The 21,360-nt window shown below is 65.5% G+C and carries 21 protein-coding genes; 9 read left to right on the plus strand and 12 right to left on the minus strand.

Features of this window, described 5'->3' with window-relative positions:
* Positions 1-28: 28 nt before the first annotated feature.
* On the minus strand, positions 29-670 hold the full coding sequence (locus E4S61_RS04415; protein ID WP_167768414.1) for a DUF998 domain-containing protein: 642 nt from the start codon (positions 668-670) through the stop codon (positions 29-31).
* A 47-nt stretch (positions 671-717) separates the two neighbouring features.
* Positions 718-1,413 (minus strand): DUF2071 domain-containing protein, encoded by a 696-nt coding sequence (locus E4S61_RS04420; protein WP_135302679.1) that lies wholly within the window; start codon positions 1,411-1,413, stop codon positions 718-720.
* A gap of 88 nt (positions 1,414-1,501) precedes the next feature.
* Between E4S61_RS04420 and E4S61_RS04425 the strand changes: the two genes are divergently transcribed.
* Together E4S61_RS04425 and E4S61_RS04430 are read left to right on the plus strand one after the other, a co-directional pair.
* Positions 1,502-2,002 carry a macro domain-containing protein gene (locus tag E4S61_RS04425; protein WP_135302680.1) on the plus strand — a complete coding sequence of 167 codons (501 nt, stop codon included), beginning with the start codon at positions 1,502-1,504 and terminating at the stop codon, positions 2,000-2,002.
* On the plus strand, positions 1,999-2,292 hold the full coding sequence (locus E4S61_RS04430; protein WP_245180583.1) for a hypothetical protein: 294 nt from the start codon (positions 1,999-2,001) through the stop codon (positions 2,290-2,292). The genes E4S61_RS04425 and E4S61_RS04430 overlap by 4 nt, the downstream gene beginning before the upstream one ends.
* 101 nt (positions 2,293-2,393) lie before the next feature.
* On the opposite strand, the gene E4S61_RS04435 is transcribed toward E4S61_RS04430, so the two are convergent.
* From E4S61_RS04435 to E4S61_RS04450, 4 genes are all read right to left on the minus strand, one after another.
* Positions 2,394-3,371: an aldo/keto reductase gene (locus E4S61_RS04435; RefSeq protein WP_135302681.1), complete on the minus strand. Its 978-nt coding sequence runs from the start codon at positions 3,369-3,371 to the stop codon at positions 2,394-2,396.
* Positions 3,372-3,439: 68 nt separating this feature from the next.
* Positions 3,440-4,528: an ABC transporter permease gene (locus E4S61_RS04440; protein ID WP_135302682.1), complete on the minus strand. Its 1,089-nt coding sequence runs from the start codon at positions 4,526-4,528 to the stop codon at positions 3,440-3,442.
* A complete protein-coding gene (locus E4S61_RS04445) occupies positions 4,521-6,386 on the minus strand; it encodes an ABC transporter permease (RefSeq protein WP_135302683.1) in 1,866 nt (621 codons plus the stop codon). The genes E4S61_RS04440 and E4S61_RS04445 overlap by 8 nt, the downstream gene beginning before the upstream one ends.
* Complete coding sequence (locus E4S61_RS04450; protein ID WP_135302684.1) at positions 6,387-7,289, minus strand: ABC transporter ATP-binding protein; 903 nt, start codon at positions 7,287-7,289, stop codon at positions 6,387-6,389.
* A 60-nt stretch (positions 7,290-7,349) separates the two neighbouring features.
* On the opposite strand from E4S61_RS04450, the gene E4S61_RS04455 reads away from it, so the two are divergent.
* Positions 7,350-7,787, plus strand: coding sequence for an SRPBCC family protein (locus E4S61_RS04455; RefSeq protein ID WP_135302685.1), 438 nt, complete (start codon positions 7,350-7,352; stop codon positions 7,785-7,787).
* 24 nt (positions 7,788-7,811) lie between these two features.
* On the opposite strand, the gene E4S61_RS04460 is transcribed toward E4S61_RS04455, so the two are convergent.
* From E4S61_RS04460 to sucC, 4 genes are all read right to left on the minus strand, one after another.
* The gene (locus tag E4S61_RS04460; RefSeq protein WP_135302686.1) at positions 7,812-8,048 is read right to left on the minus strand and encodes an HVO_2901 family zinc finger protein; all 237 of its coding nucleotides are present in this window, start codon (positions 8,046-8,048) and stop codon (positions 7,812-7,814) included.
* Positions 8,049-8,228: 180 nt separating this feature from the next.
* The gene (locus E4S61_RS04465) at positions 8,229-9,230 is read right to left on the minus strand and encodes a sensor histidine kinase (protein WP_135302687.1); all 1,002 of its coding nucleotides are present in this window, start codon (positions 9,228-9,230) and stop codon (positions 8,229-8,231) included.
* Positions 9,231-9,421: 191 nt separating this feature from the next.
* A complete protein-coding gene (gene sucD / locus E4S61_RS04470; protein WP_135302688.1) occupies positions 9,422-10,294 on the minus strand; it encodes a succinate--CoA ligase subunit alpha in 873 nt (290 codons plus the stop codon).
* Positions 10,291-11,439: an ADP-forming succinate--CoA ligase subunit beta gene (gene sucC, locus E4S61_RS04475; protein ID WP_135302689.1), complete on the minus strand. Its 1,149-nt coding sequence runs from the start codon at positions 11,437-11,439 to the stop codon at positions 10,291-10,293. Before sucC ends, sucD begins: the two co-directional genes overlap by 4 nt.
* A gap of 204 nt (positions 11,440-11,643) precedes the next feature.
* Between sucC and E4S61_RS04480 the strand changes: the two genes are divergently transcribed.
* Positions 11,644-12,426: an NAD-dependent deacylase gene (locus E4S61_RS04480; RefSeq protein ID WP_135302690.1), complete on the plus strand. Its 783-nt coding sequence runs from the start codon at positions 11,644-11,646 to the stop codon at positions 12,424-12,426.
* On the opposite strand, the gene E4S61_RS04485 is transcribed toward E4S61_RS04480, so the two are convergent.
* The gene (locus E4S61_RS04485) at positions 12,423-12,851 is read right to left on the minus strand and encodes a DUF5793 family protein (protein WP_135302691.1); all 429 of its coding nucleotides are present in this window, start codon (positions 12,849-12,851) and stop codon (positions 12,423-12,425) included. The two genes, E4S61_RS04480 and E4S61_RS04485, sit on opposite strands and share 4 nt — an antisense overlap.
* A gap of 122 nt (positions 12,852-12,973) precedes the next feature.
* On the opposite strand from E4S61_RS04485, the gene E4S61_RS04490 reads away from it, so the two are divergent.
* From E4S61_RS04490 to E4S61_RS04510, 5 genes are all read left to right on the plus strand, one after another.
* Positions 12,974-13,474, plus strand: a complete 501-nt coding sequence (locus E4S61_RS04490; protein WP_135302692.1) for a TIGR04206 family protein — start codon at positions 12,974-12,976, stop codon at positions 13,472-13,474.
* A 117-nt stretch (positions 13,475-13,591) separates the two neighbouring features.
* Positions 13,592-15,214 (plus strand): type II/IV secretion system ATPase subunit, encoded by a 1,623-nt coding sequence (locus E4S61_RS04495; RefSeq protein ID WP_135302693.1) that lies wholly within the window; start codon positions 13,592-13,594, stop codon positions 15,212-15,214.
* Between the two features lies 1 nt (position 15,215).
* Positions 15,216-17,657 (plus strand): type II secretion system F family protein, encoded by a 2,442-nt coding sequence (locus tag E4S61_RS04500; protein WP_135302694.1) that lies wholly within the window; start codon positions 15,216-15,218, stop codon positions 17,655-17,657.
* 76 nt (positions 17,658-17,733) lie between these two features.
* Positions 17,734-19,392 carry an ATP-dependent DNA ligase LigA gene (ligA, locus tag E4S61_RS04505; protein WP_135302695.1) on the plus strand — a complete coding sequence of 553 codons (1,659 nt, stop codon included), beginning with the start codon at positions 17,734-17,736 and terminating at the stop codon, positions 19,390-19,392.
* A gap of 66 nt (positions 19,393-19,458) precedes the next feature.
* Positions 19,459-20,205, plus strand: a complete 747-nt coding sequence (locus E4S61_RS04510) for an MBL fold metallo-hydrolase (protein WP_135302696.1) — start codon at positions 19,459-19,461, stop codon at positions 20,203-20,205.
* Positions 20,206-20,253: 48 nt separating this feature from the next.
* On the opposite strand, the gene E4S61_RS04515 is transcribed toward E4S61_RS04510, so the two are convergent.
* Positions 20,254-21,360, minus strand: coding sequence for a DNA topoisomerase IV subunit A (locus E4S61_RS04515; RefSeq protein WP_135302697.1), 1,107 nt, complete (start codon positions 21,358-21,360; stop codon positions 20,254-20,256).

Raw genomic sequence — 21,360 nt, forward strand, 5'->3', positions numbered from 1 at the left:
TGCTCTCTTAGCTGTTTGGTCCCCGAAATCATCGCTGAAACTGAGCGTCGGTATCGGCTGCCCGTGGGCCGCGGAGATGCCAGTGAGCGGTCCAGAGCACCCACGCGCTGAACAGCAGCGAGCCGAGCAGCTCGGGGATAGCGAGGCCGCCACGCGACAGTCCGCCGCCCGAGAGCCACCACCACCAGATGCCGACGTGGAGAGCTACCAGCCCGACGGTCCCCGCGGCCCGCCGGACAGCACCGGTGAGGGCGTTACCGACGGCGTACACCGCCATGGCGACCATCGACGCGAGGTAGAGCGTGACGGCCGCCGGGCCGTGAAGCGGTTGCGTGTACGGGAAGATACCGGCGCCGACCATCCCCAGCAGAGCGACACAGAGCGGGAGGACCGCGATTCGTTCCACGAGATTCGCGCTTCCCGTCCAGAGCGTGTACGAAAACAGTAGGCCGACGAGTCCCCCGACGACGAGGCCGCCGTCGAACAGCAGCGTCGTCACCGGCGTCGCCACGGGGTCGCCGGGCTGCCCGAGATTCGACAGCGCGTGGTCGCCCCACGCGAACGACGACGAGGCGAGCGTCGCCCCGGCTATCGCGGCGTTGGTCGATAGCACCGACACGACGCCGGCCCACCCGCCGAGTCGATTCACGTTCCCGTCCCGTTCGCTCACTGTATCAACTATCCACACTCGGTCAGTTGTAAACGTTCTGGAAGGAACTAATCGAGCCACAACGGTCGCGGCGGCGCGAGGGCGAACTCGGTGCCGGGGCTGTAGTGAAAGAGCGGCTTGCCCGTCGGGTCGGGCAAGCCGAGCGTCCGCAGAAGCGACCCCTGTACGTCGGCGTCGACAGTCCGAAGCGGCCACGGATCGTGGCCCACGCTTCCGACGAGACGAGTGCCGAACGGGTCCGTCGTGAAGTACCGCTGGCGCTCGACGAGAAACGAGGCGAGCGAGTCTGGCGGGGCCGTCGTCGCCTCGCCGTTGTCGGGGGTGTAACGGAGGTCGAGCGCCCGCTGACCGTCCACGTCGAGGGTCCGCCGCGAACGGAACCCACCGCCGTCCGTCTCGTGAGTGAGCACGCCATCGCGGTACGGAAGGCGGAGCGGCGGGGCGGCCGTCGCGGTCGTGAGTGCGTCGTCGGTAAACAGCGCGAGAAAGCGGACGCCGCGCTGGTCGTTCGGGCCGCGGACGTACGTTCTGACGTTCACTGCGCGGGCTGGCTTCGTCACCTCGACGCCAAACGAGGCGACGCTGCTGACGGTGTGCGCGAGCGCCGTCACCCACGCGTCGCCGTCGGCCGTTTCGATGGTGAGCCAGTCCGGTATCGACCGGGTGAGGGCGTCGGTCTCGACCGGCCAGTGACAGAAGCAGGCGTCAGTCACGGTCGCGGAGAGCGGCGTCACCGAAAGCACGTGCCGAACTCGGAGCGGTAAGGCAATCAGTCTGCCGGGCCTCGCTGTGGCCCGTAATTCTATGGGGGAGTCGGTCACACACCCGAACATGGAGTTCGAGGTGATTCAGGGCGACATCGCCGCACAGTCGGCGGACGCACTCGTCAACGCCGCGAACACGAGCTTCCGGATGGGTTCGGGCGTCGCGGGAGCGCTCAAGCGCGCGGCGGGGTCCGGCCTCGAAAAGGAAGCCGTTAGCAAGGGTCCAGTCGACCTCGGTGGCGTCGCCACGACGGACGCGTACGAACTGGACGCGGAGTACGTCGTCCACGCCGCGGCGATGCCACCCGGCGGCCAGTCGACGGACGAGAGCATCCGCGACGCCACCCGAAACGCCCTCGCGGAGGCCGACGCGCTGGGCTGTGAGTCGGTCGTCCTCCCCGCCATCGGCTGTGGCATCGCCGGCTTCGACTTCGAGTCCGGCGTCCGCATCATCTGCGAGGAAATCGCCGCGTTCGAACCCGAATCGCTCTCGGACGTGCGGCTCATCGCCTACGACGACACCGACTACGAGACGATACGCCGAATCGCCGACGAGGTGCGCGCGTGAGCGACGGCGGACGGACGAACGACGACCAAGAGTGCGAGAGCGAGACCAGTGACACCGCCGGAGAGACAAGCGAGCCGGTCATCTGTCCCGTCTGCGGTGCCGACTTCGAGTCGGTCTCAGTTCACGACGAGGGCGTGATGGTGAACTTGCTGGACAACGACCGATTCCAGCGGGTCTGCTTTCAACCGGTCAGCGACGACGACCGGACGCCGTTGGTCCGCTTTTTTCACCACACGCACGAACAGGCCGGCACGGACCAACCCGGAACGCCGGGCGGACGGGTTCCCTGAACTCTCTCCGAGAACGTGCCTGCTCACGAGTCGCTTCGCTCCTCGTTCGCTTTCGAGGGCCGTTCGCTCCGCTCACGCCCCTCGCTCCGCTCGGAGTCTCCCTACTCGTGTCCCGACACTCTCACAGGCTCGTACGGCTCTTCCAGCCACGCCACGTCGCTCGAGTCGAGGTCGATGTCCAGCGCTTCGACGGCCTGCTCTAAGTGTTCGACACTCGTCGTTCCGATGATGGGCGTATCGACCCATTCCTTCTCGAGGAGCCACGCCAGTGCGACCTGTGCCATCGTGACGTCGAGTTCGTCGGCGAGTTCCTGCACGCGCTCGTTCACCTCGCGGCCGCCGCCCTCGAAATAGGGGTGCTCGCGGGCGTGGTCGTCAGACTGGCCGCGCGTAGTCGCCTCGAACTCCCCGTGGGGCCGAGTGAGGTAGCCTCGGGCCAGCGGACTCCACGGCATCACGCCGACGCCCTCGCTGTCACACAGCGGGAGCATCTCCCGCTCTTCCTCCCGATACAGGAGGTTGTAGTGGTTCTGCATCGTCTCGAACCGTTCGAGTCCCTGCTGCTCGCTCACCCGTAGCGAGTCGGCGAACTGGTGTGCCCACATCGAGGATGCGCCGGGGTATCGGATATCGCCGCGCCGCACCGCGTCGTCGAGCGCGCGAAGCGTCTCTTCGATTGGCGTGTCGTAGTCCCAGCGGTGAATCTGGTAGAGGTCGACGGTGTCCATATCGAGCCTGTCCAGCGAGTTCGAGAGCTCCTGTTCGAGGGCCTTCCGCGAGAGCCCGCCGGAGTTGGGGTTGCTGTCGTCCATCTGGAAGAACCCCTTCGTGGCAACGACGGCCGAGTCACGGTCGTAGTCGGCGAGGACGTTGCCGAGGACGCGTTCGGACTCGCCCCGCGAGTACATGTTCGCGGTGTCGAAGAAGTTGATGCCGAGGTCGATGGCCCGCTCGATGATGTCGCGGCTCTCGGGTTCGTCCAGGACCCAGTCGCGCCAGTCCGAAGTGCCGAAGCTCATACAGCCCAGACAGAGGCGACTGACCTCCGTGCCGGTGGATCCGAGGGTAGTGTACTCCATACGCAAAGGCGGACCGCTTCGGACAAAAGTGGCGCGGCGGTCGGGACGTGTCGTTCGCAGCACAGGGCTCAGAGTGCGTCGGCGTTCACACCCGCGACGTAGCGTCGGGCCACCGCGTAGGCCGCGACAGCCAGCGCGACGCTCCCGAAGACGTGGCCGTAGGTCAGCAGCGTCGGACTGTCGACGGCCAGTTTCGCCACCGTCGTCGTTGGGTGCTCGGGGAGGACCACTGCTGCACCGAACACGACGAGGGTAAGCACGGAGTACAGCAGTTGCGCCGGGCGGCGGCGTTGCATCGACACGCCCAGCGTGACACCGAGCGTGACGACCACCACTGCGATGGCGGTGACGAACAGGAGCAGCAGCGAGACGTTCGACACCGGGATGCCATTCGCCGTGAGCAGTGCTACCCACAGCAGCGCCTGCAACGGGGCGATGAGAACCATGCCGAGCGCCTTTCCGTCGACGATGTCGACGAGCGAAACCGGCGCGACGCGCAGCAGTTCGAGCGTTCCTCGCTCCATCTCCTCGGTGACGGTATCGACGGCCACCGACCCGCTGATGAAGGGCGGGAGGAAGAGGAGCAGCGGAATCAACACGGTGTAGGTGAAGCCGAAGTACGGGCTGGCGGCGACCTCGGACGGGAGCGGGACCGGCGGCGCGTCGAGCGAGTCGGCTCGCTCGGTCCGTACCTGCCGTTCGAGCGTATTCAGGACGCGGCGCACCTCGACGACGATGAGCGTCGAGCGAATCGACCCCTCGGGGACGCGCGCGGTGACGGCGACGCGCCGCCCGTCGCTCGCGGCGCTATCGACGTATTCGGCCTGCAACAGCGCATCTACGCGACCCTCCTGAAACGCCAGTTTGGCCTCGTTCGGATTCTCGTAATGGACGACGTTCGACCCCTCCTGTTCGCGCGCCGCGTCGAGTAGCGCGTCGTGGGCCTCGCCAGTGACGGCCATCTCCACCTCACCCGTCGAGACGGAGCCCGGGTCGTACAGCGACGTGAGGCCGACGACGAGGAACGAGGAAAAGGCCGCGACGAACAGTTGGATGAGCAGGGCCAGCACGATGGTCTTCTCGCGCGAGAGCGAGGCCACGTCCCGGCGAGCGACGACGAGTCGCGGGTCGCGGTACCACGGGCGGTCCTCAGACAAGGGTGGTCACCACCGTGAGGTTGTAGGCGAAGTGAACGAGGACGGCGACACCGATTCCGGCGGCGTAGGCTATCCGGCCTCGCTGGGCACCGATCGAGGAGATTGCCGCCGTCACCGCGTGCAGAGCCAGCGGCGCGAACAGGAAGAGGAGCGCGACCAGCCAAAGCGGGACGCCCGACGGCAGCGTCGCGCCCTGCAGAGCGGCGTTACCGATCTGCAGTTCGTCGAGATTCGAGAGGCGGGTAATGAGCAGCCCCTTCTCCGCGATGAAGAAGCCCAGTCCCGAGAGCGCGCCGAGGCCGATCGCCGACCGGAGCGTTCGCTCGTACCGGGCGTTGACGTAGCCCGCGTAGATGTGGAGGCTCTTTGCCACCTCCTCGATGAGCGCGACGACGAGGAGGACGAGGACGACGCCGAGCGTCTGGTTCGTCCCGAAGAGGTTCAGCGAGACCGAATCGAGGACGAACAGGAACGCGATTGCGGTCAACTCGGCGACGACGACGAACGGGAGCAGGATGGCGCTCATTTTCACCGCACTCTTGCGCGAGGAGATGCGCCCCGACAGGGAGTCGAGGACCTTCAGCGGGATCGGGCGCTGGGTGAACATGTCCTCCTCCCGGTAGAGGCCAGCACCGAGGCCGAAGAGGACGAGCGCCGTCAACAGCGGCGGCACCGTCGAGAACGCGAACGACGCGAGGTCGACCGACTGCCCGGTGAGGTCCATCACGACGAGCGTCAGTGGCGAGATGAGCGCGATGGGCGTCACGTCGGTGAAGATGGCCGGCACGAACGCGTAGGAGGTCAGCGAGACGGTTATCGTGACCGTGACGAACGTGAGCTCCTTGAACGACCGGGCGAACATCGCGCCGCAGAACGTCGCCGCGAGGAAGAGCAAGGCGATGGGCAACACCGCGAGCACGGCGATCGGACTCGCGCTCGGCGCGATTCCCGTTACGAAGAGCGTCGCTGTGATGGCCGTCGCCACGGCCATCGCGCCCAGGAAGTACGGCAGCGTCTTGCCAGTGATGATGTCACCGCGAGAGGCCGGCGTCACCAACAGGAGTTCGCCTCGCCGGTTCAACCGCTCGGAGAGCATCGACGAGCCGTACGCCTGGATGACGAAGTTCATGGGGACGATGTAGAGAAAGGCGAGCACCAGCGACTCGAAGGGGAACGGCGGCGAGATATCGGAGGGCGTCCCGCCCTGTACGTCGCCAGTCAGCCGCGCGCCAAGTCCGCCGAGGTTCGCACCGCCACCACCGGCCGCGCCGCCACCGTCGCCGTCGCCAGTTCCGGCATCGCCGCTGGTCCCCGCACCACCACCCGCATCGCTAGTGGCATCGTCACCGCCATTGGTGCCGCCGTCACCAGTCGCGCCACCGCCGTCGCTACCGAACGACTCAACGCCGTCTTGCTCCGCGTAGACGAGCGTCACGGCCACCGGGAACGCCGCCGTCTGGTTGTCGTCGCGGGCGAGTCGCCGGTCGTTGTACCGCTCGGTGCTGTCGCGGAGCGCGGTCAAGGCGGCCGCTTGTTTCGCTGACCGTATCTCGGTTACGCGCTGTGTTCCGACGAAGGTCAGTTCCTGCTCGCCTCGGCGGACGGCCTGGGGGTCAGGGTCCTGTACGCGGAAGCTCCCGTCATCGGCCGCAACGCCGTAGTACGGGCTCGACTCCTCGACGCCGACGCGGTAGATGCCGGCGTCCAGTCCCGTCGTGCCGCCGGCGACGGCGAGACCGGCGACCGCGCCCATCGAGACGATGGCGAGCGCCATGATGGCGACGGTCCGTTTATCCACGCCGCCCGCATTCTTCGTGACTTCCCAGCGCGCGACGCGCAGGACCTTGTCCCGTCGCATCTACGCCGCGTCCTCCCCGACGTAGCGGCTCCCCGTCGTCCCCGACTCCGCGACGTTGAGGAACACATCCTCCAGACTGGACTCTTCCGTTCGGATATCGACGACCGTTCCGCCCGCGGACTCGGCCGTGCCACGGGTCTCCTCGACGGCGTCCATGCTCTCGACGACGCGGTGGTAGTGACCGTTCTCCCTCGCGGCGTCGGGCACTTCGACGGTGGTGTAGACGTGATAGCGCGTCTCGCCATACTCGGCCTGTAGCGTATCGAGATCGCCGCGGGCGACGATCTCCCCCTCGTTCATGATGGCGACGCGGTCACAGATCGATTCGACGTGATAGAGATTGTGTGCAGAGAAGACGATGGTCTTCCCTTCTTTCGCTAACTGTTCGGTGAACTCGATGACGTAGTTTGTCGTCAGCGGGTCCAGCCCGGAGGCCGGTTCATCATAGACGAGCACGTCTGGGTCGTTGATGAGCGACCGGGCGATGGCTACCTTCCGTTTCATCCCCTTGGACATGTCGCCGAGTTTCCGCTCGCGGTGCTCTAAGTCCAGTTCATCAAGCGTCTCGTGCATCCGTCTCTCGGCGATATCGCCGGGAACGTCGTAGAGGTCTGCGAAGAAGGAGAGATAAGAGATGGGTGTCATCTCCTCGTACAGCGGGGACTCTTCGGGGAGAAAGCCCAGTCGCTCGCGCATCTCCGTCGTTTCGGTATCCAGTCCGGCTATTTCAGCGTCGCCGGCGGTCGGTTCCAGCAGACCGGCGAGCATCTTCAGCGTGGTCGTCTTCCCAGCCCCGTTCGGTCCGATAACGCCGAATACCTCGCCCTTTCCCACCGAAAACGTACTCCCTTTCACGGCGACGAAGTCGCCGTACTCCTTCCGTAGATCGCGGGCCTCTATCATCGTGCCGGCGGTTGTGACCGGACCAACCTATACCTTGGTCCCGTCCTATCTCGTCTGATAATGGCGTGCACACTGGGAGACACCGCGGTCGAACTGACGGCAACCCCGGACGGACGCCGCGTTGTCGTCCGACGGGTCGTCGATGCGCCGGTCGAAGCGGTCTGGCAGGTGCTAACAGACACCGAACGGTGGTCCGAGTGGGGACCCTCGATAACCGCCGTCGACTGCGCTGAGCGACACATCCGAACCGGAACTATCGGGCGTGTCAGAGTCGTCGGCGGTCTCTGGCTTCGCTTCGATATCGAGACCTGTGAGAACTATCGGTGGACGTGGACCGTCGCGCGCGTCCCCGCGACCGGTCACTTCGTCGACCCACACCCCGACGGTTCCGTCGTCGGGTTCGAGATACCACCGCTCGCGGCCGGCTACGCACCGGTCTGTGGCAGAGCGTGCGCTCGAATCGCGGCGGTCACAGAGACCACTCGCGATAGAGAATGAGTACCGTTACTGCCGTTCAGCTACTTACTGCTTGACGATGCGTGCGTCCGATACGCGGTGAATGTCGTCGTCGATGCCGCTCCCGTCGCAGTCATCGTTCGGGCAGCGATAGTGCCAGCCGTCCTCTGTGGCCGCTCGCTCGGCGAACCGGTCGCCACAGTCGTCACAGTACAGTTGCCCGTCCGAGCAGGTGTCGATGTGGAGTTCGAGTTCGAGTTCCGTGCTGAACGTCTGCTTGCAGTTCCGGCAGGTGTGGGGCATATCCGAACGTTCATATTCTGGCCTTATAGCTACACCGGAACGTTCACGTCTCCCGGTTCGTTCCGCCGGAAAACCGTTACGTCGGGCGGTTTTCCGGTCAACTGTCCATTCTCAGTTCTCGATTTGACCGGTCGATGGGCGAGCAGCGACCCGATTCAGACGCACCTACCCCAGTAGATATCATCGAAACAGCACCTCGGCACGTACCCCGCCCGCCTCGCTCTCGGCGAGGTCGAGCGTCCACCCGTGTTCGGCCGCCACCCGAGCGGCGACGAACAGACCGTAGCCTTCGTTCCCCGGGACCATGCTGTAGCCCTGTTCGAGCACTTCGTCCCGGTCCTCTACGGGGATGCCGGGCCCGTCGTCGGCGACGAAGAAGCCGCCGTCGGCGTCGCCGACCGTGACGGTCACGTCGGGACCGCAGTGGACGAGGGCGTTCTCGAAGAGGCGTTCGAGGACGAGACGGAGCGAGTCCGCGTCGGCCTCGACGCTCGTCGTCGTCTCGACGTTCAGCGTCGCCTCGTTCGCGTCCATCCCGGCCCACACCTGTTTGGCCGCACCGGCGAGGGCGATAGATTCGGTCTCGGCGACCGGTCCGGAGGCAATCGCGACCGCCCGAAGTTCGTCAAGCAGCGTCTCGACGCGGCCGACCGACCGCGTCATCGCGTCTCGATGCGTCTCCTCGACGTCGAGCAGTTCGAGTCGGCCGGAGACGACGTTCAGTGGGTTCTTCGCGTCGTGAGCGACACCCCTGACGATGCGCTCCCAGCGGTCGGCCGCCGCCACGCCATCGCACGAGGGCGTCGTGCGAAGCGCGCGCAGTCGAGCGGCCAGTTCCCCTGCGCTGTCCTCGTCCCGCCAGCGGACGTAGTCGCTGAGCCCGGCCGACAGCGCGGTCTCGATTCGCTCTCCGGTGGCGTCCGCGCCGACCGCCACTACTGGTAGCGACGCGCCGTGTTCGCGGACGCGTTCGAACGTCTCGACGGCGTCCTGTGCCGGTAGCGCATCGCCGATGACGACCGCGCCGACGCCGCCCGCGTCGAGTCGACCGAGCAGGCCCCCCTCTTCGATGGGGTCCGCGCGCAGGTCGTCGAACGCTCCCAGCATCGTCGGTAGTTCGGCGATACCTCCCGATTCGTGCCCGGTCAGTACGACGGTCCACGGAGTCCCCTGCTCGGTCATTCAGCGCACGTACGAAAAGCGAGGATAAGAAAGGGCGGGTTACAGCAGGTCCTCGACGTGGTCGGCGACTTCCTCCGGCGTGTCGCCGACCGGGATGCCGATAGACTCACTTCGTTCGTCTATCGAACCCGCGCTCGACTCCACTACTCGCTTGGTTCAAAGAAAGAAGAGAAGTCTCGGGAACGTCGCCGTTACAGCAGGTCCTCGACGTGGTCGGCGACTTCCTCCGGCGTGTCGCCGACCGGGACGCCGTTGTCTTCCAGCGCGTTGATCTTCGACTCGGCGGTACCGGTGCCGCTCCCGGAGACGATTGCGCCGGCGTGACCCATGCGCTTGCCCGGCGGGGCCGTGCGGCCCGCGATGAAGCCGACGACCGGCGTATCCATGTGCTCGCCGATGTAGCGGGCGGCCTCCTCCTCGTCCTCCCCGCCGATTTCGCCACACATGGCGACGGCGTGGGTGTCGGGGTCGTTCTCGAACAGTTCCAGCGCGTCGATGAAGTCCGTCCCGATAATGGGGTCGCCACCGATACCGACGGCCGTCGACTGGCCCAGACCGCGCTCGGTGAGGTTGTCGACGACTTGGTAGGTCAGCGTCCCCGACCGGGAGACCAGTCCGACGTTACCCGAAGAGAAGATGTTCCCCGGCAGGATGCCGAGTTTGGCGACGCCGGGCGTGATGAGACCGGGGCAGTTCGGCCCGATGAGGTGCGTGTCGGTCTCCTGCAGTTTGCGGTAGACGCGGGACATGTCCTGGGTCGGGACGCCTTCCGTGATGGCGACGACGAGGTCCAGTCCCTTCGCGTCGAGCGCTTCGAAGCAGGCGTCGGCCGCGAACGCGGGCGGCACGAACACGACGGAGGCGTTGGCGTCCTCCTCGCGGGCGGCCTGCTGGACCGTGTCGTAGACCGGCACGCCGGCGACTTCCTGTCCGCCTCGGCCGGGAACGGCACCGGCGACCACGTTGGTCCCGTACTCCATCATCTGTTCGGTGTGGAACTTCCCTTCCCCACCGGTGATACCCTGCACCACGACGCGCGTGTTTTCGTCGACTAGAACGCTCATTGTTCGACCTCCTCCGCGTAGTTGACCGCACGCTGGACGGCGTCCTCCAGCGTGTGCTCGACCGTCACGAGGTCCTCGTTCAGAATCTCCATCCCCTCCTCGGCGTTCGTCCCCGCGAGGCGGACGACGACGGGCTTGGGAATTTCGTCGAACTGTTCGAGAGCCTGGTTGATGCCCTGTGCCACCTCGTCACCGCGGGTGATGCCGCCGAAGATGTTGAAGACGACAGAATCGACGTTCTCGTCAGAGAACACCATGTCGAGCGCGTTGGCGATGCGGTCGGCCTTCGCGCCGCCACCGACGTCGAGGAAGTTGGCGGGCGAGCCGCCGTAGTGGTCCACGAGGTCGAGCGTCGTCATCACGAGGCCCGCGCCGTTGCCGATGATGCCGACGTTGCCCGAGAGACGGACGTAGTCGAAGTCGTACTCGTCTGCCTTCTGTTCGAGTTCGTCGCCCTCGGCGGCCTCCTCGCTCATCTCGGCGAGTTCGGGCTGCCGGAACAGGGCGTCGTCGTCGACGTTCATCACCGCGTCGGCGGCGATGACCTCGTCGTCGCTCGTAATCATCAGCGGGTTGACCTCGACGTCGCTGCCGTCGCGGTCGTCCCACAACTGATACAGCGTCGTCAGCACCGAGGCCACGTCGTTGGCCACGTCACGGTCGACGCCGGCCTCGTAGACGACTTTCCGGGCCTGGAACGGGTGCATCCCGAAGGCAGGGTCGATGTGCTCGCGCGCGATGGCGTCGGGGTCCTCTTCTGCGACCTCCTCGATGTTGACACCGCCTTTCGTCGAGACCATGGCGACCGGCTTGCCCTCGCCGCGGTCCATCGTTACGCCGACGTACAGCTCGTTGACGAAGTCGACGGCCTCCTCGACGAGCACCGTCGAGACGTGATAGCCCTTGAGGTCCATCCCGATGATGTCCTCGGCGGCCTCGCGGGCCTCCTCTTTGTCCTCGACCAGTTTGATGCCGCCGGCCTTCCCGCGGCCGCCGACGTGAACCTGTGCCTTGATGGCGACCGGATAGCCGATCTCCTCGGCCGCTTCGACGGCCTCGTCGACTGTCTCGGCCAGTTTCGCTGCGGGCGTGGGGACTCCCGCGTCGGCGAAGACCTGCTTCGCCTGATACTCATGTAATCGCATGTCATGCGGAGTGCGGTGCGGTGGCGGTTTAAATCCGTCTGTATCGGTCTGCCCCGCCGCGACTTCGACCGGCGAGCCGTTGGTGAACGTCGATAATCCGGCCGAGATGTGGACGGTTCGATAGCCAGTCTCGACGCCTCGTCAGCCACAGGGGGCCATCGTCCGACCGCGCGAATTTTACTGCATCGGTCCGAGGCCTCACGTATGGACGAACACGTCGACGGAGTCGGTCTCTCGGAACAGACCCTCGACGCCGTCGCCGACGCGGTCGAGAACGCTGACAGTGTGGTCGCGTTGACCGGCGCGGGCGTCTCGACGGCCTCGGGCATCCCGTCGTTTCGCGGCGAGGACGGCGTCTGGGACCGCTTCGATCCGATGACCTTCCACCGGCGACGACTCGACGCCGACCCCGATGGGTTCTGGCGCGACCGACTCGACCTCCGCGAGGAACTCTACGGCGGCCTCGACCCGGAGCCGAACGCGGCCCACGTCGCCCTCGCCGAGATGGAGTCGACGGGCCACCTCAACGCCGTCCTCACGCAGAACATCGACGGCCTCCACGACGACGCGGGGACCGACCGTGTGGTCGAACTCCACGGGACCCACCGCCGAGTCCGCTGTGACGACTGCGGCGACCGACTACCCGCCGTGGACGCGTTCGAGCGCGCCGCCGACGGCGAGGTACCGCCCCGCTGTGACTGCGGCGGCGTCTACCGCCCCGACGTGGTGCTGTTCGGGGAAGCTCTGCCGGACGTGGCGATGGACGAGGCACAGCGACTGGCCCGCGAGAGCGACGTGTTCCTCGCCGTCGGGTCGTCACTGTCGGTCAATCCGGCGGCGATGCTACCCGACATCGCCACCCAGTCAAACGCGACGCTGGTCGTCGTGAACTTCGAGGAGACGCCGAAAGACGACGCGGCCGACTGGGTTCTCCGTGCGGACGTGACGGACGTTTTGCCAGCGGTCGAGAGGCGGCTCTCGCCTTAGAGTTCGACGCCGCCGGGGATGAGACTCCGCTGGCGGAGCAGACTGCCGTCGTGGTCGTAGACGAGCAGCGTCCGTTTCTCGTAGACCAGCGACTTGCCGTCGCTGTCGGTGAGTCTGACTTCGTACTGGCCGTCGTCCTCGCGGCCTTCTGCTGTGGTCACGAGCGCCGTCATGTCGTCTGTGTCCGCGGACACTTCGAGGACGAACTCGCCTGTCAGGCGGTTCGTCAGCGAGAGGACGCCGCTGTCGCTGTCGGCTTGTCTGCGGAAGACGACGTCGATCTCGCCGGCGTCGAGCGTCCCCTCTGTTCCTGTCGTGAGGCGCTCGCGAAGGACCCCCGCCGGGCCGTCGTAGTCGATGCTGATGGTCGGGGTGCCGTCGTCGGGGTCGCTCTGTACGTCGACGGTGAAGTAGTCGCGCCTCATTCGGATACGTGACGGTTGGTAGTCCGTCGCAATGAACGTAACGGCGACGGCAGCACCGCAACGCTCATGTCACCGTCTTTCCGGTAGCTTTTACCCGGTGCCTGTCGGTACTGGTGAAAAGGATGGCGTGGGTCAAATCTGAGTACGCTGGCGAACTGGCGGTGCTCTCGACGTGGCTGGTCGCGCTCGCGCCGTGGTCGGCTTCGGTCTTCGAGGTGTCGGGGCTGACCGTCGTGGCGCTTCGCTTTCTCCCCTTCCGGTTTCAGTTCATCTTCGGCGCGACGCTCCCGAACGAACGCCCGTTCCTCTGGGCGTGGCAGGTCGCGGACTTCCAGTCGGCCGCCGAACTCTCGCTGGCCGGCGACCTCGGCTTCGCCGCCCTCGTCGCGTTCGCGTTTCCGTTCGCGCTCAGCCTCTACTACTACTTCGAGGAAGACCGGGTGGCGGCGGCGCTGCCGGCCGATCCGGTTCGGCTGTTCGGCGGGTTGCTTGGCCTCGTCGCCCTCCTCACGCTCGCGGCGACGGCGCTGTTCTTCCGCTACTTCCCCGGCACGACGATCCCTCTCGGTGCGGCCGTCGCCGCCATATTCGCCTATCTCTTGCTCACGACCGACCGAACATGAGTGACGGAGTCTCACGGCGTGAGTACGAAGACTGAGAACTGGCGAGCGAATTTTAAGTAGGTGGCTGCGAAATCGCAGGTAACCTGGGGGTATCGACGCCTCCGCCTCTCGCCACTGATGTCTAATTCCGACTCCCCTGACGCCGATGACGCGCTGACCGAGCCGCTTGACGCGATACAGGGGTGGCTCTCCCGGACGGCGACGCTGCTGTCCGGGTCGGCGGTACCCGAATCGAACTACGACCCGGCCCGCCACGACAGTCTGGTGGCGTTCGACGGCCTTGCGGGCTACGAGGAAGTCGAGCGCTACTGGCTCAACGCGCCCTTCGCGTTCGTCTCCATCAACCGCGACCCCGAGAGTAACGAGCACCGCTACCACGTCGTCGAGCCTTCGCTGACCGATGTCGAAGCCGAACTGCTGGACCGCCTCTTCGAGGACGTTCGCGGGCCGCTCATCTACCGCGAGGACGTCGAGGACGACCCCGAGGGCGCGCTCGCGGCGGAGGTGCGCCACCGACTGGAGGAGTACGGGGTCGTCGTGGAGACCGAGACGTTCTACCGCCTCTTTTACTACCTCTATCGCTCGTTTCTGGGCTACGGCCACATCGATCCGTTGCTTCACGACCCCGCTATCGAGGACATCTCGTGTGACGGTCCGAACCTCCCGGTGTTCGTCTATCACGACGAATACACCGACATCGCGTCCAGCGTCGTCTTCGACGAGACGGAACTGGACAACTTCGTCGTCCAACTCGCCCAGCGGTCGGGGCGACACGTCTCCGTCTCGGACCCGGTCGTCTCGACGACGCTGCCGGATGGATCGCGTATCGAACTCGCCCTGGGTGAGGAAGTCACCCCTCGTGGGTCTGCCTTTACCATCCGGCAGTACGCCGACGAGCCGTTCACCCCCATCGACCTGCTGAACTACGGCACGTTCTCGCTGGAGATGCTCGCGTACCTCTGGCTCGCCATCGAGTCCAACAAGTCACTCGTCTTCGCCGGCGGGACGGCCGCGGGCAAGACGACTTCGATGAACGCGCTGGCGATGTTCATCCCGCCGCGCTCGAAAGTCCTCACTATCGAGGACACCCGCGAGCTGTCACTGTATCACGACAACTGGCTCTCGTCGGTGACGCGGGAGCGACTGGACGACTCGGACATCACGATGTACGACCTCCTGCGGTCGGCGCTTCGCCACCGCCCGGAGTACATCATCGTCGGCGAGGTCCGCGGCGAGGAAGCTATCACGCTATTTCAGGCGATGAACACCGGCCATACGACGTTCTCGACGATGCACGCCGACTCGGTGCAGACGGTCATCAACCGACTGGAGAACGAACCCATCAACGTCCCGCGTCCGATGGTCCAGAGTCTGGACATCCTCTGCGTGCAGGTACTCGGTCGCTCGGGCGACGAGCGGGTTCGCCGGGCGAAGACGCTGGCCGAGATCGAGGGCATCGACCAGCGGACCGGCGAACTCGACTACTCGAATACGTACTCCTGGCAGGCGACCGAAGACCGCTTCGAGGAGCGCAACAGCGACCTCTTAGACGAGATACGAGAAGAGCGTGGCTGGAAGCGTTCAGAGCTTCTCCGCGAGATGAACGATCGACAGCGCTTTCTGCGGTATCTCCAGCGGGAGGGCGTCGACGACTTCCGCCAGTTCACGGCGATGGTCAACAAGTACTACGCGGACAGAGACGAAGTCATGGCCCGAATCGGGGACGACGTGACGGTCTGACATGGCGTTGAATCCGCTCGGACTGGCACCGCTTACCGTCGTCGTCGCTATCCTCGCACTCGTCGGTCTCGGGACGGTCCACGAGGGGGTCGACGACCGGCTGACGCGCCTCGCACGCCGGCTGTTCGGCCGGTACGTCCGGTCGTCACCGGAACGCGAACGCCAACTGGAGGCCGCCTACATCGGCCGTACCTATCGCGGTTACGCTGCGCGGACACTCCTGTTTACGGGCCTCGCCGCCGTCGGCGGCGCGATTGCGGGGGCCTACACGGTCGGCGGGTTCCTCTTACTGGTCCCGACGCTGGTCGAACTGTCGATGGGCCTGCCGCGGACGATAACCGGCGCGGTCGGGCTCGTCGGGTTCGAGTTGATCCTGAGTCCGACGCAGACGCTCGCCATTCTCGTCGCCGGCGGCGTGTTCTTCGGCGTCCTCATCGCCGCACTGACCTACACGATGCGCTGGGAGATGCCGAAAAGTACCGCCGAGGTGCGCCAGCGCAACATCGACGAGGGGATGGCTCGCACCATCGCGTTCATGTACGCGCTTTCCCGGGGCGGGATGTCGTTCCCGGTCGTGATGGGAATCCTCGCTCGGAACGATGAAATTTACGGCGACACCGCCCGCGAGATAAGCGTCGCGGTCCGCGAGATGGACCTGTTCGGCCGGGACGTGATCACGGCGCTCGAACGCGTCTCCCGGCGGACGCCCAGCGAGCAGTTCAAGACGTTTTCGGATAACCTCGGGAGCGTCCTCCAGAGCGGGCAGTCGCTCTCGACGTTCCTCCGCGACCAGTACGAGCGCCACCACGAGGAGGCAGAACAGCGACAGGCCGACCTGCTGGAGTCGCTGGCCACCATCGCCGAGGGGTACGTCACTATCTTCGTCGCCGGGGTCCTGTTCCTCATCACGATACTGCTCGTGTTCGGCCTGACGACGGCCGATACGCTCGCGCTCCTCCAGTTGCTCGCCTATCTCGCTATTCCGCTGGGGAACCTGGGGTTCATGGTGTTCCTGAGCCAGAAACTTGACGCGCTCGGCATCGGCGACTCCGGGACGAGCGACAGTTTCGACGACCACGAGACGGCGACGTTCGGCCGACCGACCGCGGCGCAGTCTCACTCCGGGCGCACCGACGGCGGGGTCGTCCCGGGCGAGCGCGCTAACGTGGCTCGTCTCCAGTTATACGACCGACTGAAGTGGCTGAAACGGGGGTTCCGGTCGCCGGTGCGGTCAGTGGTCTGGCACCCCACGCGGGTCCTCTACGTGGCTGTTCCGGTCGCTATCGTGCTCTTTGCGGTCCGTGTGCCGGTCGCCTTCCAGACCGAGACAGTAAATATCAGGCTGCTAGATGACCTCGTCGTGCAGTCGGTCCTCCTCGTCTTGGGTTCGTTCGCGGTCGTCCGTACCGTCTACACCCGCCGCATCAGGCGGATCGAAACGGCGACGCCCGAACTGCTCGAACGGTTGGCGAGTCTCAACGAGGCGGGAATGACCTTCGTCGAGAGCCTCCGGCGGGTTCGCGGGAGCGACGTCGGCGTCCTCTCGACGGAACTCGACCGAATCTGGGCCGATATCAGCATGGGGGCCAACGCCGACGATGCCCTCGTCCGCTTCGGCCAACGCGTTCGGACGACCTCTATCTCGCGGGTCGTGGCGTTGCTGACCAACTCAATCCGGGCATCTAGCGAACTCGGCCCAGTGTTACGCATCGCCGCCTCGCAGTCCCGCGCGGACCGCCGGCTCCGGCGTCGCCGCCGACAGGAGATGCTTACCTACCTCGTCGTTATCTACGTCTCCTTTCTGGTGTTTCTGGTCATCATCGTCGCGGTACAGGAGGTGCTCGTGCCGAGTCTCCCCTCCTCCGTGCCGGTACCAGAATCCTCGAACCGACTCGGCGTTGGCGTCGACCAGTTCGCGCGGCTCGGACAAGTCGACAAGGCGGCATACACGCTGGTCTTTTTCCACACTGCGCTCGTCCAGGCGGTGCTGACCGGATTTATCGGCGGGCAGTTGGGCGAAGGGACGCTGAAAGACGGCGCGAAACACGCGGCGATACTGCTCGGGGTCGCCTACGTCGCGTTCGTCCTGCTCTCCTCGCCCGTGGCGTCGATGACGGTGACGGAGCCGACCGTCGAGGGCGGCCAGTTGACTGTCGATCAGGCGTCGCTCTCATCGGGTGGATTCGTCGTCGTCCGCGCTGACGACACCGATGGTGAGGTGCTCGGCGTCTCGGGTTACCTCGAACCCGGGTCGCACGATAGCGTGACCATCCAGCTGGACGAGGTGCCGGCGGAGGGCCGGTCGGTCGTCCTCGTCGCGCATCAGGACACGAACGGCGATCAGCGACTCGGCTATGACTTCCAGTCACCGGGCGAACTCGATACGCCGTACGCGGCGTCGGGTCGACGCGACGTGGTGGCGGTCGAGGTCGAACTCGACTGAGATCGTCCGTCGAAAAACAGCTACAGCCAACCGTGTGACGCTGGGTTTACGGTCGCCTGTCCGGTAGGGGTGACCGATGGAGTTCGCCGCCTTCGCCGACCGCGCCGCCACCATCGAGGCCGAGAGCGCCGATACGGCCATCACCGAGTCCGTCACGGCGCTACTGGCCGATGCGGACGACGACCTCGAAACGCTGGCTCGCTTCGTGCAGGGGCGAGTGTTTCCCGCCCACGCCTCGACCACGCTCGACATTGGCCCGCGCCTCTGCTACGAGGCAATCGCTCGGGCCGCCGGGCAGAACGTGAGCAGCGACGACGTCGAGCAACGGTTGGCTGAGCGGGGCGAAATCGGCGACGTGGCGGCGAGCTACGACTTCGGCGGCCAGCAGGGGTTGGCCGCCTTCGGCGGGGGCGAGAACGGGCGCGACGCCCTCACCGTCGACGAAGTGGCCCGCGAGCTATCGGCCCTCGCGGCGGTCGCGGGTGACGGCAGTCAGGAGACGAAAGTCGACATGCTCTTTGGCCTGTTCAATCGCTGTGACGCCGACGAAGCCAGATATCTCGCCCGCCTCGTCCTCTCGGAGATGCGCATCGGCGTCGGCGACGGCACCGTTCGGGACGCTATCGCGGCGGCTTTCGACGTGCCGGTCGAAGCCGTCGAGCGCGCCCTGCAGGTCTCGAACGATTACGGCTACGTCGCCGAGGTGGCCCGCGACGAGGGCGAATCCGGACTCGCCACCATCGACCTCGAAGTCGGCCGCCCCGTCCAAGCGATGCTCGCACAGGCCGGTACTGTCACAGACGCACTGGAAGACTGGGACGAAGCGGCCGTCGAGTGGAAGTACGACGGCGCTCGCGTGCAGATCCACTTCGACGGCGAGGTGGCGACCCTCTTCTCGCGGAACATGGAAGACGTGACCGACCCGCTCCCCGAAATCGTCGCCACCGTGGCGGAATCGCTCGACGCGCCGGCCATCCTCGACGGCGAGGTGGTCGCGGTAGACGACGCGGGCAACCCGCTCCCGTTTCAAGAGGTGCTACGGCGCTTCCGCCGGAAACACGACGTGGCGGCGGCCCGCGAGGACGTGACGGTTCGCCTTCACCTCTTTGACTGTCTGCACGCCGATGGTGAAGACTTACTCGACGCGCCGCTCCGAGAGCGCCACGCGACCCTCGACTCGCTCGTTTCCGAGGAGACCGTCTCGGACCTGTGGCTCACCGACGACGCCGACGAAATCGCCGATATCGAGACCGCCGCTCTCGACGCGGGCCACGAGGGTATCATGCTGAAAGACCCCGAGGCAGCCTACACGCCGGGCAAGCGCGGGAAGAACTGGCGAAAACGAAAGCCCGACGTGGAGACGCTCGACTGCGTGGTGACGGGTGGTGAGTGGGGCGAGGGTCGACGGGCCAACGTCTTTGGGACGTTCGAACTCTCCGTGCGAACCGAGGACGGCTACGCGACGGTCGGTAACGTCGCCACCGGTCTCACCGACGAGGAACTCAACGAGCTGACCGAGCGACTCGAACCCCACGTCACCGCGAGCGAGGGCCGCGACGTGACCTTCTCCCCCGAACTCGTCTTCGAGGTGGGTTACGAGGAGATTCAGTCCTCGACGAACTACGAGTCGGGCTACGCGCTCCGGTTCCCGCGTTTTCTCGCTGTTCGGGAGGACAAGACCGCCGAGACTGCCGACTCACTCGACCGCGTAACGCGGCTAGCTGAGAGCGAGTGACCTGCTCGCCTTCTCGACTGATTCCGCGACCAGTACGCGTATACCGTCGCCGTCTGTACCACGGATATGACTATCAGACACGACGGCATCACGGCCGAGTGGCTCGGCTACGCGACGCTCCGACTGGAGGGCGAAGACACGGTCGTCTATCTCGACCCCGGTCGGTACGGCGTTCTCACCGGCGAGTGGGAACCGGATACGCCCGGGGTCGGCCACCCCGAGACGCGCGACTACGCCCCGAAAGACGGCGACGTGGTCTGTGTCACACACGTTCACCACTACGACCCCGACGGCATCCGCCGTGTCGCCAGTGACGACGCGACAATTGTAGCCTTCGAGGGAATTAACGTCCACGGGACGAGCCGCGATTTAGAGCGCCTCTCGGACCTCGACTACGACGTTCGAGAAGTCTCGATGGAGGACGAACTCGTCGCCGACGATGTCCCCATCTGGACTGTCCCCGCGTACAACGAACCCGACGGGCCGAACGTGGACGAGAATGGCGAGCCAACTCATCCGAAGGGAATCGGCTGTGGCTATCTCGTCTCGATCGACGGCGTCCGGGTGTTCTGGCCCGGGGACTCGGACGTCCTCCCGGGCCACTCCGAACTCGACGTCTCGCTGTTCGTCCCCTCTATCTCACAGAGTTACACGATGGACCGCTACGACGCGGCTGAGCTGGCCGAAGCGATGGATCCCGACCTCGTCCTCCCGATACACTACAACACGTTCGACTCGCTGGAGGCCGACGACGAGGCGTTCGCCGCTGACGTCGCTAGCCGCCGCGTTCCGGTCGTCTTGGACCGCGACTGACCGCTTCTCGCCGCCCGAGAACCGTTCTGGCGGCAGACAAACCCGTTCTCAGATAACGTCCATCTCGGTCAGTCGCTCGGGGAGGTACGTCTCCGTGACGAAGTCCAACCCGCGGGAGGCCAGCGCCTGCTGTTCGGCCTTCTTCCCGATGTCGAGTTGCAGCTCGATCTGCTCGCGCCAGAACTCCGTCTGGAAGCGCGGGTCCTCCAGTTCTGATTCGAGCGCGTTGATGTCTGAGTCGCTGAGCGGGTCGGTCGGCAGGTCGTACTCCACGATGTCGGCCGGGCGGATGCCGACGAACTGCGCTTCCGGCGTCGCCAGATATTCGGAGAGATGCGCGGACTTGATGGACCCGTATGCCACCGACCCGTAGATGCGGTACGACCACGGGTCACCGTCAGTGAATACCACGACGGGCAGTTCGAGTTCGTCGTGGAGGCGCTTGGTGAGGCGGCGGGTCGCCCGCGCGGGTTGGCCGCCGAGGTGGACGATAATGGTGTTGTACTCCTCGTCGAAGCCGTTCTCGACGAGTCTGTCCCGCATCCCACCGGTCTCCACGCAGAGGATGAAATCTGCGTCGTGCTCTAGGAACTCGATGGTATCGACGTTGTTCGGGATCTGGTAGCCACCCTGTCCTACGTCCTCCTGACAGTGAATCTCTCTGTCGCCCCGATTGGTCTGCTCCCGAAGGAGTAGTGGTCCCATCACCTTCGCACCAGACTCCTCCGGTCGCATGTGGAAGTCCTCACGGGTGACTTCTGAGACGATTTCCAAGTCCTCGATGAGGTCGTTGGACTCGTCTTGGCTGTTGAACTGTGCCTCTTCCAAGTCCCAGGACTCGGAGAGGTAGTACAGTTCACGCAGGGTAGAGGAGCGGTCTTCTTCTAACTGCTGGGCGAGGAAGTCGATGGTGTAGGTCGCCTTCAGTAGCTTCTCCGCGCCCGAGACCGACTTCGCCGATCGGGTGGAGGTGCGGTCGCCGTACACCCAGACATCCTTGTCCTCGTCGTACTCGATGTTGGACTTCGTCCGCGTCGGGAGGGTCATCTGCGGCACGTCGCCGTCTGCGAACTGGTCGTAGAACTCCGCCGCGAGGTCGATGAGTTGCTCGCGGGCCTCTTCCTCTTTCTGTGGGGTGTCTGTCTCTGTGCTCAT

Origin of the sequence: Haloarcula amylovorans (assembly GCF_004681185.1) — an archaeon.
In the GTDB taxonomy this organism is placed as follows: Archaea; Halobacteriota; Halobacteria; order Halobacteriales; family Haloarculaceae; genus Haloarcula; species Haloarcula amylovorans.

What these genes read in the sequence shown, in the direction of transcription:
- E4S61_RS04425 (WP_135302680.1), top strand. Translation starts at nt 1,502, where the DNA reads ATGGAGTTCGAGGTGATTCAGGGCGACATCGCCGCACAGTCGGCGGAC.
- E4S61_RS04435 (WP_135302681.1), bottom strand. Translation starts at nt 3,371, where the DNA reads ATGGAGTACACTACCCTCGGATCCACCGGCACGGAGGTCAGTCGCCTC.
- E4S61_RS04445 (WP_135302683.1), bottom strand. Translation starts at nt 6,386, where the DNA reads ATGCGACGGGACAAGGTCCTGCGCGTCGCGCGCTGGGAAGTCACGAAG.
- E4S61_RS04450 (WP_135302684.1), bottom strand. Translation starts at nt 7,289, where the DNA reads ATGATAGAGGCCCGCGATCTACGGAAGGAGTACGGCGACTTCGTCGCC.
- E4S61_RS04455 (WP_135302685.1), top strand. Translation starts at nt 7,350, where the DNA reads ATGGCGTGCACACTGGGAGACACCGCGGTCGAACTGACGGCAACCCCG.
- E4S61_RS04460 (WP_135302686.1), bottom strand. Translation starts at nt 8,048, where the DNA reads ATGCCCCACACCTGCCGGAACTGCAAGCAGACGTTCAGCACGGAACTC.
- E4S61_RS04465 (WP_135302687.1), bottom strand. Translation starts at nt 9,230, where the DNA reads ATGACCGAGCAGGGGACTCCGTGGACCGTCGTACTGACCGGGCACGAA.
- sucD (WP_135302688.1), bottom strand. Translation starts at nt 10,294, where the DNA reads ATGAGCGTTCTAGTCGACGAAAACACGCGCGTCGTGGTGCAGGGTATC.
- sucC (WP_135302689.1), bottom strand. Translation starts at nt 11,439, where the DNA reads ATGCGATTACATGAGTATCAGGCGAAGCAGGTCTTCGCCGACGCGGGA.
- E4S61_RS04480 (WP_135302690.1), top strand. Translation starts at nt 11,644, where the DNA reads ATGGACGAACACGTCGACGGAGTCGGTCTCTCGGAACAGACCCTCGAC.
- E4S61_RS04485 (WP_135302691.1), bottom strand. Translation starts at nt 12,851, where the DNA reads ATGAGGCGCGACTACTTCACCGTCGACGTACAGAGCGACCCCGACGAC.
- E4S61_RS04490 (WP_135302692.1), top strand. Translation starts at nt 12,974, where the DNA reads ATGGCGTGGGTCAAATCTGAGTACGCTGGCGAACTGGCGGTGCTCTCG.
- E4S61_RS04495 (WP_135302693.1), top strand. Translation starts at nt 13,592, where the DNA reads ATGTCTAATTCCGACTCCCCTGACGCCGATGACGCGCTGACCGAGCCG.
- E4S61_RS04500 (WP_135302694.1), top strand. Translation starts at nt 15,216, where the DNA reads ATGGCGTTGAATCCGCTCGGACTGGCACCGCTTACCGTCGTCGTCGCT.
- ligA (WP_135302695.1), top strand. Translation starts at nt 17,734, where the DNA reads ATGGAGTTCGCCGCCTTCGCCGACCGCGCCGCCACCATCGAGGCCGAG.
- E4S61_RS04510 (WP_135302696.1), top strand. Translation starts at nt 19,459, where the DNA reads ATGACTATCAGACACGACGGCATCACGGCCGAGTGGCTCGGCTACGCG.
- E4S61_RS04515 (WP_135302697.1), bottom strand. Translation starts at nt 21,360, where the DNA reads ATGAGCACAGAGACAGACACCCCACAGAAAGAGGAAGAGGCCCGCGAG.